The following is a 14,885-nucleotide window of genomic DNA, read 5'->3' as shown; positions in this document are numbered from 1 at the left end:
AAATGTATTGGTCAAGGAGTATTCAACTCCAGCCTCAGCGGTGAATGTAATCGTCACGCTCGTCGCATCACAAGCTGGTGCAGGAACATCCAATACCGGCGCAATCGGAGTCTCATTTACCACCACATCAACAGCCTCAATCACAAAACAGCCAGCTGCATTCTTAGCTCTGATATAATATGTACCTGAAGTGGCTACAGCAGCTGGATTCTGAAGGGAAACAGTCGCATCCTCGTCTGTCCAATAAGTAAATGTCAAATCAGAATCACTTCCTGCAGTAACTGCATCAGCTGTCAAATCAACCGTACCTGGAGTACAAACAGCTGCTGGATCATTTACCACTAGGGTAGGCGCTGGAATAATAGAAATAGTAAACTCCGTGTAGCAACCAGAGAAAATATTCGAGTCAAATGGAAATGCATAGTAAGTTCCAGCCCCAGGGAATGGAGTGTTGGCATCGAACTGATTTGCTATAGTTCTATCAGTTCCGTCATAGAATGTATATCCATCAGGGAAGTCATAAATAGCTTCGATCTCTGCCAAAGTCACCTCATCCTTAGGTGCACAGAATTCGAAGTCAGCTATAAACTCACTGCACTGAAAATTACTCGTATCAAAAGAAATTTCAATCGGTCCTCGTAAACCAGTATCACCGGCACAAGGATCTGAAGTATCTCGATCAATTATTAGGTCATCAACCAAAGGAGCTCCAGAAATCGCACCCACTACAGAAACAGTTCCATCCACACTCATACTTGGTAGAGAACATTCGTTGTCAAAAAGAATCAAACAGTCATCCGTTGCTATCAACGAATAGGTAAGCGTAGCAAGCACATCATCAACAGTCAGCCCAACATCACTGGATAAGGGCAAATCTCCAAATTGCCAGGTCAAAATACTTGTATTCGGATCAAAGGTCGGAGCACTATTTCCACCTGGCGTAACACTGGTGTGAAATTCAGTTTCAAAACTGTTTAAATCTACAATTGAACCAAATGGGATGGCAATTTCCAATTTGCCCTGCTCATCTCCTTCCGTGAGAGACTTATTCGTTAATTCTACAGTGAATGTAGCTTCTTGACCTGGCTCAATAGTAGCTCCAGGTCCTTGACCATTTATATCAATCAATTGATGGAAAGCCTCTACATCAGGAACATAGGCATCTACTGCAAAGGCCACGAAGTAAATGGCATACAAATCTTGGGTCGTACCATACTTGAAGCGGGTAGAAGTCTGACTGTTTGCAATAATCTGATTATTGGTATTATCGATATTCCACATCGCAATATCAATACCGGTATTATTAAGTATATTCGGATTCCGAGGATTGACAACTAAATCATTGCTGGCATCCCTATTTGGAGTATATATGGAGGAATTAAAAAAGTTACCTGTCGTGGTAAGTGGATGAGATAGTCTTCTCCAATCATTTGTGTTAACCCCAGCTTCAATTTCCAAAAAGTCTCCTGTAATCCCGCGATCACCTTCTCCGGCCATTACACCTAGCTTTACATTCACATCACCGCTTTGAGCCGCATTAAAGCCTGAAATATTCAAAACCCCTTCCGCCAAATCTCCATCTCCAGGAGATTGGACGTAAGAAAAACCGTCAAAAAGCGTAACATCTCTCCAAGGCATCCTTTCATTTTGGTAGACCACGACAATACCCCACTGTCCAAAATAACCAGTAGCTCCTCCATCTCCTTCAACTAAAGCCAGGTCCGCAACAGTGTACTCTCCAAGACCATTGTCTTTTACATATTGAGTGATGTCGGAATAACCAACAAAAATATCCGCCAAATTTCCACCTGAGGAATATTGAATATTGGAATTTGAGGCTGTAATTTGAGTATAATTTGCAGCTCCAGGACCTTTCAGTTTTACTTGTCTTTTGTCGAGAGTAGTGCCACCGCTAGTTATTGTAACTCTAGCAAAATTTTGATTATTCAAAAAATCAGATTCTTGAGCATCCTCGTCCTCTTCGCGAGTCAGTTCATCTATAGAGATGACTCTTGATCCATCATTAAATACAATCGGATTAAAAGTAACTCTCTCCTGATCGTTTGAGGGTACATTTGTTTCACGAATTTGACCTGATGGAAAAATTGGACTACCACCGTTAATAGTATAATACATCCTTTCTCCGTTAGGACCAATTTGATCATTTGTAAAATGAAATTGATATGTGTCACCTGAACCAGCAAAGGTGTAAATAGCATAATAATCATTAAGAGAGCCACCTCTGGACATCGTTAATGAATAAGAAGAACCTGAACCAATACTCTGATTATGAAAAATATCAGTTGTTACATTAGTTCCTCCAATATTAACGACATATTGGTCAGAAGTAGATCTTCCTGACCAATAAAGCCCTGCGTAGAGGATCTCTGAACAATTGGGATCAATACCATTCTCCTGAGAAAAGACCAAAGTAGATGAAGAGGAGTTCAGCGTCTGCCCATCTCCGTCTATATCCACATAGATCATTTCATTGTTCGAGTTATTGGTGTTATCTCCATAATCCTCTAAAGTCAAGTTGGTATTCCCGATAAGAGTATAGTCTCCTTTAATACGGAAAATTCCATTTGGTGGAGCAGGTGTTCCTACCCGCTGAGTAAATGGCTTGACATTTTGATTTTGTGCGAAGGACTGATTGAAGATACCCAATAACAAGAGTATCAACAAGGCAAATACCCCGCTGATCTTTCCAAAAATTTTGTATTGCTGATCCATAGTATTAGGATTTAGATCTGAATTTGTTTTTTAAACAGGCTGTGAGTAGAGGTAAAGAATCTTCACTGCCGGATTCTGAATAGATGAAACCATACTTTGTACCTCCGATGAAGAGATCGGCGCCTCCGACAAAATAAAAATCACCTTTAGTGAGGGCATTTGATCCAATACAGACGCAGGAATACTTCCTGATTTTTGATCCTCACTTGATATTTTTACCTGTAGAATTTCCGCATTTTGTAATGCATCACCTGCCTCTGATAGACGATTCATAGCACTCATACTGATCTCCGCTTTCGAAGGAATTCCCTCTTCTGGAAGTATAATTCTTGTCCGAGTGATATGAATAGTAGGTTGACTTCCAAATAAATAGCCATTATCAATCCCTAGCTGCTCAGCCTCCTGAGAGCCTAAAAACTGATTCAATTCACTGATATTCTGTGCATTTGCACTCGATATGGTGAAAAATGACAGCATCAATAACAATAATCCAAAAATGGAAACCCGAGGGGCTGATTTGGATTTGAAAATCAAGGTAGAAGTATTCATAGCTTTTAAAATTTTCTCGATTCTTATATCCACCAAATCTCAAAAGAAGATACGATGGCATTAATTTGCTGTAAAAATACACTTTAATGTTTTTCATTTCCAAGCCTTTTTCAAAAAATTTTGATACGTAATGCAAAATTTTTGGTATGAAATGAAATTTTATGACTCTAAAACGCTTTTTTGTTTAGAGTTAGTGTTTTTTCATTAAACAGTTCGTGAAAATTGACATTTATCAAGTCTCATCTTTATTGCACAGTATTAATCCAAAAACTTTTTACCCTTTTAATACTGATTCTGTATCTTGATCTCAGAAATATTTGGTTCTATGGAAAGCACATTAGATACAACGACAACCAGTCTTTATGACATCCTTAAAAAACAGCAGCAAACTGCAGTTGCCTGGAGATCTTCTACTGCTCAGGAAAGAATCAATCGATTAAAGGCAATCAGATCTTGGATCAAGGACCATCAACAAGCCATCAGAACAGCTCTTTGGGATGATTTTCAAAAACCGGAAACGGAAACAGATCTTTCGGAAATCTTTCCTGTAACCTCCGAAATCAATCACACGATAAAGCATTTGAAGTCCTGGATAAAAGCCCAATCGCTGCCTACACCCCTGCCCATGCTGGGGACAAAAGCTCGTGTACAGTTTGAGCCGAAAGGGGTGGCCTTGATCATTTCTCCTTGGAATTATCCCTTCAATCTGGCAGTTGGCCCGCTGGTCTCTGCCCTGGCTGCTGGCTGCCCGTGCATCATCAAACCCTCCGAGTTGACCCCCCATACCTCCGCGCTACTTGCTGAGATGGTTTCGGATCTTTTTGAAAAAGATGAAGTCATGGTAGTTCAAGGCGATGCAGAAGTGGCTCAATCGCTGTTGGCTTTGCCCTTTGATCACATCTTTTTTACCGGAAGTCCACAAATTGGCAAAATCGTGATGGAGCATGCAGCCAAGCATTTGACCTCTGTCACTTTGGAACTAGGTGGGAAGTCCCCTACCATAGTCACCGAATCAGCTGATATCAAAGATGCCGCTCAAAAAATCATCTATGGAAAACTGGTCAACTGCGGGCAAACCTGTGTAGCTCCAGACTATATTTTGGTCCATGAATCGCAAAAAGACTTACTTCTGGCTGAATTGAAGCAGGCTATTCAGCAAATGTATGACCCTGACTACAAAGGGATAGAAAACTCCAAGGATATGGCGAGGATTGTGAATGATAGGCACTTTTCAAGATTGAAATCGTACTTGGATGACGCTGTAGAAAAGGGAGCTGAAATAGAATTTGGAGGAAAAAATAATCATCACCATCGATTTATCGAACCTACATTGCTTACCAATGTGCAAGATGAAATGCTAGTCGCTCAAGAAGAAATTTTTGGACCTATTCTTCCAATTCTTACATATGTTGATCTTCAAGAAGCTATTGATTATATCAATCGAAAACCAAAACCCTTGGCGCTTTACGTCTTTGATCAAAGTAAGCAATACGAAGATGTTCTCCTCCAGACTAGTGCCGGAGGAGCAGTTATCAATGACTGTGTGCTCCATTTCATCCATAATGAATTGCCTTTTGGCGGTGTGAACAATAGCGGCATTGGAAAAGCTCATGGATATTATGGCTTCTTAGCTTTCAGCAACGAAAAAGCCGTATTGAAACAACGCGTGGGCTTGAACAACGCGACCCTTTTACGACCTCCCTTCGGAATAAAAACAAAACAAATTATTCAATCACTTATCAAATGGTTTTAATATGACAAGCGAACAATTTTTATCAAAAGCTTCGAAATGGATTTTTTACAGTTTCTTTTTTGCAGTTATTCTTCTTCAGGGTTGTAGCTCCACAGATGACCCCTTGCCGGATGGCCCTCTGCTGGCCATGGAACTTACCAATGAGGCATACGGAACGGATACTCGCCAAGTAATGGATGTATTTCTCCCTGCCAGGAGAACTTTGGAAGACACTCCTATACTTATATATATACATGGCGGTGCTTGGATAGATGGATCAAAGGAGGAGTTTTTGGAATTTCGAACAGCATTCGAACAAGCTTTACCGGATTTTGCTTTTGTAGCAATTAATTATAGGCTGTACAATTTCATCTCAAACACCAATGGCTTTCCCACCCAGGAAAATGACGTGATCGCAGCAGTTGAACATGTCTTGGAAAATCAACTCGAATGGAATATCAGTGATGAAATCTACCTGGCAGGTGCCAGTGCAGGAGGTCATTTGGCACTTTTGCATACCTATAAGCATCAAGAAATCGGAAATATTCAGGCGGTAATGGCTTTGTTCCCTCCTACTGAACTTGAATCACTGCACAGTTTCAATTTTGTAACGCAATCAGGATTGACAGCATTATTGGGAGGAACTCCTGAGTCAAATCCAGATGCTTATTTCCAATCTAGCCCCGTAAATTTTGTAAGTAGTTCTTCTGTTCCCAGTATCTTCTTTCATGGTACCGAAGATACAGTAGTACCGATTTCACAGAGTGATTTGCTTGCAGCCGAATTAACTGGCGCTGGGGTAAATTTCCAATATGAAATTATCGAAGGACAAGGACATGGTTTTACGCCAGCCACCTATGCCACAGTGATTTCCGACATTGCAAACTTCATTGAGGCGCTTCGCTAAAATAAAAACCCTGCCTATTGGCAGGGTTACCGTTTCCTTAGACTTTTTGAAGTCCCGTAGAATGAGCTCTCGATTTGATAGCCTTTACTACTTTTTCCGAAGGTAGAGGTCGGATTTGATCGAGTGACTCTATCGTGCTCAGCATTTCTAGGTATTCTTGCATGAGATCTTGATCATCTCGCAAGGCCTGCATTAAGAGTTCTTGTTCTACCTCCGGCATTTCCTGATAGATATATCTGACCAGGTCATTTGGGGTAAATAGTTTTGTCATAGGCAAAATTTATTTGTTTCATTTTCTTTCGTAAGTGGATCAATGCATAGCGCATTCTTCCTAAAGCTGTATTGATACTCACACCTGTCTGATCGGCAATTTCCTGAAAACTCATATCCATGTAGTGCCGCATAATCAGCACTTGCTTTTGAGCCTCTGGCAATTCATCAATCAATCTTCTGACTAGTGCAATCTCTTCTTCTTTCACTTTTTCGTCTTCCGCATTTCCTTCTGAAAAGCGCAAGGAATTGAACACATTGGAGCCATCTTCCATCATGATCATCGGATACCGCTTAGCTTTCCGAAAGTGATCTACTGCCAAATTGTGCGCGATTCGCATGATCCAGGGCTGAAACTTGCCTTCTTCATTGTATCGATCAGAATTTAGCGTGTTGATGACTTTCACAAACACCTCTTGCAAAAGATCCTCTGCCAAATCCTGATCTTTTACGATCAGAAAAATAGTCGTGAATACTTTTGACTTATAGCGATCTACTAATAGATCAAAGGCGGCCTCATGGCCATTACGATATTGCGTGATCAACTCACCATCTCGGGGTCCTATCTGCTTACTCATTGTTTATAGTTTATGAACAACGTAAAAGTCTAAGCCATAGTATAGATTTTGGTGATTTTTGATTTTTAGTGAGAAATGGATTTAAAAGTAGTGTTTTAGACTACTTCTCCCAAATGGATTTGAGGATTTTTTTATTCCTCGTAGTTTCCCCAAATTTTATTCTGATTTCATTCAAAACTGTAAATACTAACCTAAAACTATTGGGAAACTTTAAAACAAACCCAATTCAAGTGCCAAAAAATGTTAAATCCGAAAAAGATGCCTTTTCAAAAAGTAAATTCTACCAAGGTCTTTCCGTAGGCATTCCTTAACTTCGTCCTTAGAAATATAAAGACTATGGAACTGAGCGGAAAAGTAATTCAAAAACTGGCAGAAGTCAGTGGTAACTCTAGAAACGGAAATACCTGGAGAAAGCAGGAATTCATCATCGAAACTCCAGGCAACTACCCAAAAAAGGTGTGTGTAGCCCTTTGGGGAGATAAAATCGATCAATTCCCAATTGCAGAAGGCGATGAGGTAAAACTAAGCGTGGATCCAGAAAGCCGTGAATACAATGGAAGATGGTACACGGATATCAAAGCATACCGAGTAGAAAAAATGGGAGCTGGCACAGCAAATACTTCTGCTGCCAATGCCCCACTCGATGTAGACACTTTTCATTCTGACGAAGAAGACCAGCTACCCTTTTAAATCAAATTATTATGTGGGACGATTTTGATGATGAAGATCCAGATTTCGATGGAGATGATGAGTTCGACTTTCGAAAAGAACAGGATCGAATCTACAAGCACCCCTTAATGAAGAAGGCGAAAGATGTCGTAGATCTTACGAGGGCATTGGTCGGAAGTCTGGATGAGGCACGAAAGGAGCTCTATGGTAGCATTATGATGGAAGACGCCATGATTATGAGCGCCAAATTCGCGGGAGCGGAAGCTATTCCTGATTTCGTCGCAAAAATGGAAAATGCCATGCTTATGAAAATCCATGCCAAAAGCCTTAATTCCATGACCTACCAGCTAGCCATGGAAGAAACTCACGCCGAAGAGCATCTTCAACTACTACGAGCAGCTATCGAAGAATACAGGAAACTATTTTTGGAATGGATCAAGGGTTTTGATCCTTCTGAAAAATACGATGACGGGTGGGGAATCTTTACGGATTGAAAAAAACGCTAATCAAAAAATATGATTCAATTAAGCCGATTGGAAAACCAATCGGCTTTTTTAATATTATCTATTCAAGCTGTCCAGAACCAAACCGAAAACCCATCCAAGCTCCACCGATCATTAGAACTAGGGCTAAAACAATCAACAAAATCAAGATCGACAGGGGCATTTCCCAATCTTCTCCACTGATTTTGAATTTGACAGGTCTATTCCAGTTCATGGCCTAATAAAACTTCTATTTCTTCACGATGGCCTTCCAGCCTTTGGTCTCGATTTCTTGAGCTGATTGTTCTACTTTTTCCTGAAGACCTTTCTTATAGGCATCTAGGTTTTTACCTACCTGCTCGTCAAAAGCTCCTACCATAGATGCAGCCAAAATTCCCGCATTTTTTGCGCCATTCAAGGCTACTGTAGCTACAGGAATCCCTCCAGGCATCTGCAAAATGGATAAAATGCTATCCCATCCATCTATAGAATTGGAACTCCTCACGGGAACTCCGATCACAGGAAGACTGGTCATTGAAGCGACCATACCCGGCAAATGGGCTGCTCCACCTGCTCCAGCCACGATGACTTTGAGCCCGCGCTCTCGTGCAGATCGGGCGTATTCCACCATTCGGTCTGGAGTTCGGTGAGCAGACACAACGGTCAATTCATAAGTGACTCCAAGTTCCTCTAGCATTTGTGCTGCTTCAGCCATAACCGGAAGATCTGACTGGCTGCCCATGATGATTCCTACCTGTGGGTTCATGCTTTTATTTTTATTAGGTTTTTGATCGCGATAGCTCGCTTTTTTAAATTATCCACATTTTCATCCAAAACAGTCACATGGCCCATCTTTCGAAAAGGTTTGGTGACTTTTTTGCCATAGAGATGAATGTAAACACCTTTTTCGGAAACGGCCTCTTCCATTCCTTCCACGTAGGCTTCCCCTATATAGCCATCTTCCCCGAGCAAGTTGATCATAGCTGCAGGAGTCCGGAGATCCGTGGCGCCCAAAGGCCAATTCATCACGGAGCGGAGATGCTGTTCAAACTGACTGGTGAAATTGGCTTCGATCGTATGGTGACCACTATTATGTGGACGGGGAGCGATTTCATTTACTAATACATCCCCTTCCTTAGTTACAAACATCTCTACAGCCAATATCCCTACCATCCCCAGTTTGGTGATAACCTCTTTGGCTATCTTTTCAGCTTTTTCAGCTACCTCTGGGGAAATACTCGCAGGGGCAAAAAGAAACTCAACTAGGTTAGCTGTTGGGTGAAAAGCACATTCTACAGCTGGGTAAGCAATCAAATCTCCCTTTTCATTCCGAGCCACCGTGACAGCTATTTCGGTTTCGAAATCGATCAACTTTTCAAGCAATCCCGGCGCATCAAAGGCCTTATCCAAATCGGATTCATCCCTCAAAATTTGCACTCCTCGTCCATCATATCCATCCTTCCCAAGTTTGTTTACAGCAGGAAGAAAAGCCTTATTTCGAAGCACATCTTCCTGATCCGCTGCCAAAATAAAATCGGCAGTGGGTATCCCGTTTTTCTGGTAAAATTGCTTCTGCTCCCGCTTATCTTGAATGAGTCGAATGATTTCCGGCTGCGGGAACACTTGCTTTCCTTCTTTTTGAAGTTTTTCCAAAGCCTCTGTATTGACGCTCTCGATCTCAATGGTAATGATATCACAACCTTGGCCAAATTGATAAACTGTATCGAAGTCTCTCAAAGACCCATTTACAAACTTTTGACAAAGGTCGCGACAGGGGGCATTGGGATCCGGGTCCAAAATGTGGATATCCTGATTGTAATTAATGGCTGACTGAATCAGCATCCTTCCTAGCTGACCGCCGCCAAGAACGCCGAGTATTTGATTCTTTTTGCTCATGATTTTAGAATGCCCAAAAATACATCTTTCATTTCGAAGGAAAAATTAAGCCTTCTCATCGAAGCGAATTCCCATCAATTCCATCAATTTATGGGCATTGAAACTTGGACAAGGGCCTTCCTTAATTAGATAGTCAAACTCGATAGTATCTTCCTTGACTTCTGAGTGAAAGCTGAAATTGCGCACATATTCAATTTTCTCTTCCAAACGGCTCAATTCAATGTCGTGGGTACTGATGATTCCCAAAAAGTCCAATTCCTCCAACTGCCGAATCAATGCCTCACTTCCCGCAATCCGATCTTCGGTATTAGTTCCTTTCAGAATTTCATCCAAAAGGAAAAACAGCCTTTCTCCAGACTCCAAGCGATCAATCATTCCCTTGATCCGGCTCAGCTCGGCATAGAATGAGCTGACGCTTTCACCGAGATTATCCGAATTCCGCATGCTAGTGTAAAGCTGACATTCTCCTACTTGTAGACGCTTCGCAAAAGGACTCAGCCCCAAATTCAAAAGCACTAAATTAATCCCAAGGGTACGCATAAAGGTGGTTTTTCCGCTCATGTTTGCTCCTGTCAAAAGAATCAACTTGCCGGATTGATCCTGTCGAAAATCATTGGCAACTGCTATCTCGGGATGGAGCAAGGGATGTGTCATGCCTAGAGCAGAGAAACTCAAATCCTTAGAGATTTCTGTTTCACAGGTTTGATTTTCGGCCTTTTCAAAGGCTGCCAAAGAAACCCAAAGCTCCCAATCGGCTAAAGCATCGGGTAGCTCACTGATCAGTGAACCCCACTGGCTTTTCCACCTCATCAATCGATAATGCAGCAGTAAATCTGTCCAGAAAAATAAATTCAGGGGAATGTATAGCAGGTTGAGACGATTCTGTACCCAGAGCAAATGACCATCCAGTTGCTTCAAAAGTAGGGAAGCCTTAGGACCATTTTTCTGAACGATGACCTCTTTTTGTAAAACTAACAGTGGATTTTCAAATTCTTCATCCTCCAGAAGCTCAACCCAAAGCCGGTATGTTTTCAACAAATCAGAAGAGGGTATCCGCTCATCAGCTTCTTTAAGATCTCCAAAAACCAAACCCAAAAAAGGTATCCCGATCAAAGTCCAAAGCCCTAGCCATGCCAAAGGCAATAGCCCCAAATATCCGAGACTCCCCAATATCACCCCTCCAATAATCCCGAGGATTCCCAATCCTAGGGTGAAGGCTTTTTTACTGGCAGGTGCTTTCATCCATGCCTGCCAAGCTGTGGTGGATTTACCTTCTTGATAAAAAGCCTTTCCCACAGACTCAAAGGATCTGAGAAAATCGGTTTTTAAGGAAAGCTCTTCAACTGCCGAACGGATTTCTTCACTTTTCTGTAGGCTAAAAGAAGACTTCAATCGATTAGCGAGCATGGTTCGTGCCTTTTGGGATTGAGTGCGATTGATCAATTGAAAAAGAGAGTGCTCCCCAAAGAGATCCAAGTCATTGGTGAAAGGATGGCTTTTTTCCAAAAATTCTTCTCCCCCATCCAATTCCTTGAGTTTTCGATCTGCTCGAAATTGATTTTCCAACTGAATCTTTTGAAGGCTTTTATAAATGGCTTCCTGGTCTTTTAGATAATTGAAGCGCTGAATTGCTTTGACAAAAGCTCCAGAAATAACAAGCAATGCGAGAATCCAAAATCCTGAATCAGAGAAAAAAAGTACTCCGCTACCTAGAACTCCCACAAATAATAGAAGTCTCAAGAGAGAAAGGCCTGATATTTGTCTTTTGAGGGAAAGAGTTTTTGTAGGAACTTCGCTAGGGTCAAAATCAAATCCTTTTTGCATCCTCAAATATAGATTTCCCGTGATTATTCTATGTTGATTCTTTGATTTTCATCGTTAGAAAACAGAATTAATAATGTATGCCCAAAAAGAAAAAAGGAAAACATAGCCCCCCTGATTTTGAAAATATCGTTGATTTTTCAGAGAAAATGGGGCTTTTTCCAGAAGACATCCCCTTTGGAACTAATGTAGGCTGTGGAGGGAAATCACCGAATAAAGATACACAAAAGCCTAAAAACCAATAAAATATAAGCTAACTTCCTACTTTCAAACTCAAACGATTATGAATAAGAAATCAATAATTTTTAGTAGTATCCTTGCAATAGGACTTCTTGGGATACTTTTCTCCTGTAGCGAAGACACAGATCCAACCTCCGCGGAGGTAGATCTTACTCTGGTGAATGAAGATATTACCGTGAATCAGGTTTATGAAGATTTAGACAATTTTACGCTGACCGTTTTTCAGTCTCTCAATTTCGGAGGTCGCCTAGTCAATGAAGGCTTTGATAAAATATGTCCTGGTGTAGATGTGACTTTCAATGAGGAAGAGAAAAAAATCACTGTGGACTTTGGCGAGGGATGCACCTCGCCGGGAGGAACTGTACGGAAAGGAAAAATCGTATTTACATACAATCAAAACTTTCTCTTTCCAGGAGCTAAGGTCATAGCAGTTTTTGAAGGCTATGAAGTGGATGGACTCGCAGTACAAGGCACTCGAACCATAGAAAACCAAAATATCGATATTTTCAATAATCGCGTGACATTAAAAGTGACCGTCACAGATGGGAAAGTTACTTGGCCTGATGGCACTTTCGTCACCTACACTACTACGCAGGAGCGAGTTGTCACCCTCAATGAACAAAATGGGTATGAAATTTCTATCACAGGAAATGCTTCAGGAAAAAGTAGAGCAGGACTTGACTATACTACAACTGTCACCTCCCCGCTTTTAGTCACACAAGACTGTGTAGAAACCGGTGTACTAGTCCCAAGCTCAGGGGTTATGGAATTCAACTACAGCGGGTTCAATGTTTCGGTAGACTATGGCGATGGTCAATGTGACAAAAACATTATAATCACCTATCCGGGAGGGACAAGAGAAGTTACTCTCGATTAAGTTTCGGCTATTCTGCTAAAAACGGCTATCTTCAAGGGTAGCCGTTTTTTTTTATGGAAAAGAAAATAATTAATGGGTTTCCTCACCTCAAGTACGATCATCAGGAATACGCCGAGGAAGAACTGATTCAGCGTTCTGATGAATTTTATCGAATGATGAATCGGAGAAGAACCATTCGGGAATTTGATGATCGAGATGTACCAAGAGAAGTATTGGAAAAAATCATTCTTACTGCAGGAACTGCCCCATCCGGTGCCCACAAGCAGCCATGGACCTTTTGCCTGATTTCAGACCCGAAGATCAAAGAAAAAATAAGAATAGAAGCTGAAAAAGAAGAACGAATCAGCTATGAATCAAGAATGACCGAAACTTGGAAATCCGATCTAAAACCCTTAGGAACGGATTGGGAGAAGCCATTTTTGGAAATCGCTCCTTACTTAATTGTCGTTTTCAAGCAATCCTATGGAATGGAAGGCGATGAAAAAATCCAACATTACTATGTGAATGAATCCGTGGGAATTGCTTGTGGTTTTTTGATTGCAGCTATCCACCAGGCCGGATTAGTCACGGTGACACATACTCCCAGCCCGATGAATTTCCTCAGTGATATCCTTAATCGTCCCAAGCATGAGAAGCCTTACCTACTCCTACCGGTAGGTTATCCTAAAAAAGAGACCTTTGTACCGGATATTCATCGAAAGAAATTGGAAGAAATTTTGATAAGCTATTAAACCTATGGCTTTTGCCTCAGTCAAATGGGCAGTTTTGGATATAAAATTTCCCGATCATGAACAGACTACAAAAAACACTAATTGCCCTTGCAGCAGTAGGCTTTCTTTTTACAGCCTGCCAAAAGGAGGATGAAGCTCCCATCAGCCAACTGGAGGACTCGGAAGAGGTAAATCGTGAAACCGACCTGACTGGAACGCTAGAAGATATTGATGATATCGTCCTGACAGGATTTCAGCGAAATGGATTTGCAGACCGGACCGTAGCCACGGTAGAGGAAGACCTTTGCGAGCGGGTGGATATCACCTGGCTACCCAATGAAAAGAAAATGATCTTGGATTTTGGAGATGGATGCACCAGCCCGAGGGGAATCACTCGAAAAGGTAAAGTAATTGTAAGTTACACTGGCAGATATTGGGCGCCAGGATCTGTCATCACGACTACCTTTGAGGATTTTTATATCAATGAGCGAAAAATCGAAGGGGTCCGAATTGTAAGAAATGAAGGCTTCAATCAAGATGATCGATTTTTCACCTTCATCACTCGAGTAGAAGGCGGGAAAATCACCTGGCCTGATGGCACTACCCGTACTTTCGAATCCAGGCACACCAAGCGTATCTTCCTGCCAAACCAAGAAAGAGGATTCATTTATGCAGTGGACGGAGGGTCTGAAGGAGTCAATCGCAGAGGAAATAGCTATCGAGTAGAAATCACCGATCCCTTGATCTACGCACAGCGTTGTATCAATACTGGCATCAAAATTCCCAGCAAGGGTATTCTTACTTTGAATATTTCAGAAAGACCTCAAATTTCTGTTGACTTTGGAGATGAGGGTTGCGATCGTGAGGTGACTATTTCAAGAGGTGACCAAAGCAGGACGATCACCATCCCAAGAGGATAATTTTAGACTTTATTTCACAAAAAAGGCTGTTCCGAATCAAATCAGAACAGCCTTTTCAATTTTTACTTTTTTGATAATTATCTAATTCGCTCTAGCTGAGAAAAATAGAAATTACCTTCGATTGCTGCATTTTCGTCAGAATCGGATCCATGTACCGCATTTGCTTCGATGGATTTTGCAAAAATCTTACGAATGGTTCCTTCCGCAGCTTGCTCAGGGTTGGTAGCTCCAATCAGTTTTCGGAAGTCTTCCACCGCATTGTCCTTTTCCAAGATAGCAGCGATGATAGGTCCGGAAGACATGTATGCACAAAGATCCTTGTAGAAAGGTCTCTCCTTGTGAACTTCATAGAATTTGCCAGCAAGCTCTGGCGTCAAGCGGGTAGCTTTCATAGCCACGATCTTAAAGCCTGCATCTTCGATCATTTTCAAGATGGCTCCTGAATTGCCAGCTTCGAAAGCATCCGGCTTGATCATGGTGAATGTTCTGTTTCCTGCCATG

General features: G+C 41.6%; 17 protein-coding genes. 8 read left to right on the top strand and 9 right to left on the bottom strand.

All coding sequences use genetic code 11. The features are described 5' to 3' along the window. The coding region (locus G457_RS0110435; RefSeq protein WP_026946434.1) for a hypothetical protein at positions 1-2,733 on the bottom strand (2,733 nt) is incomplete at its 3' end. A gap of 30 nt (positions 2,734-2,763) precedes the next feature. Next, positions 2,764-3,282: a hypothetical protein gene (locus G457_RS0110430; RefSeq protein ID WP_035483597.1), complete on the bottom strand. Its 519-nt coding sequence runs from the start codon at positions 3,280-3,282 to the stop codon at positions 2,764-2,766. Positions 3,283-3,607: 325 nt separating this feature from the next. Here G457_RS0110430 and G457_RS0110425 point away from each other — a divergent pair, with 325 nt between their 5' ends. Beyond that, complete coding sequence (locus G457_RS0110425; RefSeq protein ID WP_026946432.1) at positions 3,608-5,035, top strand: aldehyde dehydrogenase family protein; 1,428 nt, start codon at positions 3,608-3,610, stop codon at positions 5,033-5,035. 1 nt (position 5,036) lies between these two features. Further along, entirely contained in the window at positions 5,037-5,921 is an 885-nt protein-coding gene (locus G457_RS0110420) for an alpha/beta hydrolase (protein WP_026946431.1), read from the top strand. 37 nt (positions 5,922-5,958) lie between these two features. On the opposite strand, the gene G457_RS0110415 is transcribed toward G457_RS0110420, so the two are convergent. Together G457_RS0110415 and G457_RS0110410 are read right to left on the bottom strand one after the other, a co-directional pair. Next, positions 5,959-6,192, bottom strand: a complete 234-nt coding sequence (locus tag G457_RS0110415; protein WP_026946430.1) for a hypothetical protein — start codon at positions 6,190-6,192, stop codon at positions 5,959-5,961. Next, positions 6,167-6,769, bottom strand: coding sequence for an RNA polymerase sigma factor (locus G457_RS0110410; RefSeq protein WP_026946429.1), 603 nt, complete (start codon positions 6,767-6,769; stop codon positions 6,167-6,169). The genes G457_RS0110415 and G457_RS0110410 overlap by 26 nt, the downstream gene beginning before the upstream one ends. Before the next feature lie 336 nt (positions 6,770-7,105). On the opposite strand from G457_RS0110410, the gene G457_RS0110400 reads away from it, so the two are divergent. Together G457_RS0110400 and G457_RS0110395 are read left to right on the top strand one after the other, a co-directional pair. Then, positions 7,106-7,459, top strand: a complete 354-nt coding sequence (locus tag G457_RS0110400) for a DUF3127 domain-containing protein (protein WP_026946427.1) — start codon at positions 7,106-7,108, stop codon at positions 7,457-7,459. 11 nt (positions 7,460-7,470) lie between these two features. After that, positions 7,471-7,932: a hypothetical protein gene (locus G457_RS0110395; RefSeq protein WP_026946426.1), complete on the top strand. Its 462-nt coding sequence runs from the start codon at positions 7,471-7,473 to the stop codon at positions 7,930-7,932. 70 nt (positions 7,933-8,002) lie between these two features. On the opposite strand, the gene G457_RS22970 is transcribed toward G457_RS0110395, so the two are convergent. From G457_RS22970 to G457_RS0110375, 4 genes are read right to left on the bottom strand one after another with little or no spacing between them, the layout of a single operon-like run. Then, positions 8,003-8,155, bottom strand: a complete 153-nt coding sequence (locus tag G457_RS22970) for a hypothetical protein (protein WP_165967592.1) — start codon at positions 8,153-8,155, stop codon at positions 8,003-8,005. Between the two features lie 15 nt (positions 8,156-8,170). Beyond that, positions 8,171-8,686, bottom strand: a complete 516-nt coding sequence (gene purE / locus G457_RS0110385; RefSeq protein ID WP_026946425.1) for a 5-(carboxyamino)imidazole ribonucleotide mutase — start codon at positions 8,684-8,686, stop codon at positions 8,171-8,173. Next, the gene (locus tag G457_RS0110380) at positions 8,683-9,816 is read right to left on the bottom strand and encodes a 5-(carboxyamino)imidazole ribonucleotide synthase (protein WP_026946424.1); all 1,134 of its coding nucleotides are present in this window, start codon (positions 9,814-9,816) and stop codon (positions 8,683-8,685) included. The genes purE and G457_RS0110380 overlap by 4 nt, the downstream gene beginning before the upstream one ends. A 45-nt stretch (positions 9,817-9,861) precedes the next feature. Next, on the bottom strand, positions 9,862-11,640 hold the full coding sequence (locus G457_RS0110375) for a MutS-related protein (RefSeq protein WP_026946423.1): 1,779 nt from the start codon (positions 11,638-11,640) through the stop codon (positions 9,862-9,864). 77 nt (positions 11,641-11,717) lie between these two features. Here G457_RS0110375 and G457_RS22795 point away from each other — a divergent pair, with 77 nt between their 5' ends. Genes G457_RS22795 through G457_RS0110355 form a run of 4 tightly spaced genes read left to right on the top strand, consistent with a single transcriptional unit; the run spans position 11,718 to position 14,384 of the window. Further along, entirely contained in the window at positions 11,718-11,882 is a 165-nt protein-coding gene (locus G457_RS22795; RefSeq protein ID WP_155847127.1) for a hypothetical protein, read from the top strand. A gap of 38 nt (positions 11,883-11,920) precedes the next feature. Continuing rightward, positions 11,921-12,754 carry a hypothetical protein gene (locus G457_RS0110365; protein WP_026946422.1) on the top strand — a complete coding sequence of 278 codons (834 nt, stop codon included), beginning with the start codon at positions 11,921-11,923 and terminating at the stop codon, positions 12,752-12,754. A 53-nt stretch (positions 12,755-12,807) separates the two neighbouring features. Next, on the top strand, positions 12,808-13,485 hold the full coding sequence (locus G457_RS0110360) for a nitroreductase family protein (protein ID WP_026946421.1): 678 nt from the start codon (positions 12,808-12,810) through the stop codon (positions 13,483-13,485). Between the two features lie 56 nt (positions 13,486-13,541). Then, the gene (locus tag G457_RS0110355) at positions 13,542-14,384 is read left to right on the top strand and encodes a hypothetical protein (protein ID WP_026946420.1); all 843 of its coding nucleotides are present in this window, start codon (positions 13,542-13,544) and stop codon (positions 14,382-14,384) included. A gap of 77 nt (positions 14,385-14,461) precedes the next feature. Here G457_RS0110355 and G457_RS0110350 read toward each other — a convergent pair whose 3' ends face one another. Further along, positions 14,462-14,884, bottom strand: coding sequence for a nucleoside-diphosphate kinase (locus G457_RS0110350; protein ID WP_026946419.1), 423 nt, complete (start codon positions 14,882-14,884; stop codon positions 14,462-14,464). Position 14,885 lies beyond the last annotated feature (1 nt).

The sequence above is a fragment of the Algoriphagus marincola DSM 16067 genome (assembly GCF_000429405.1).
In the GTDB taxonomy this organism is placed as follows: Bacteria; Bacteroidota; Bacteroidia; order Cytophagales; family Cyclobacteriaceae; genus Algoriphagus; species Algoriphagus marincola.
The sequence above is the reverse complement of the archived record's forward strand: the minus strand, read 5'-3'. Positions and strand labels throughout refer to the sequence as shown.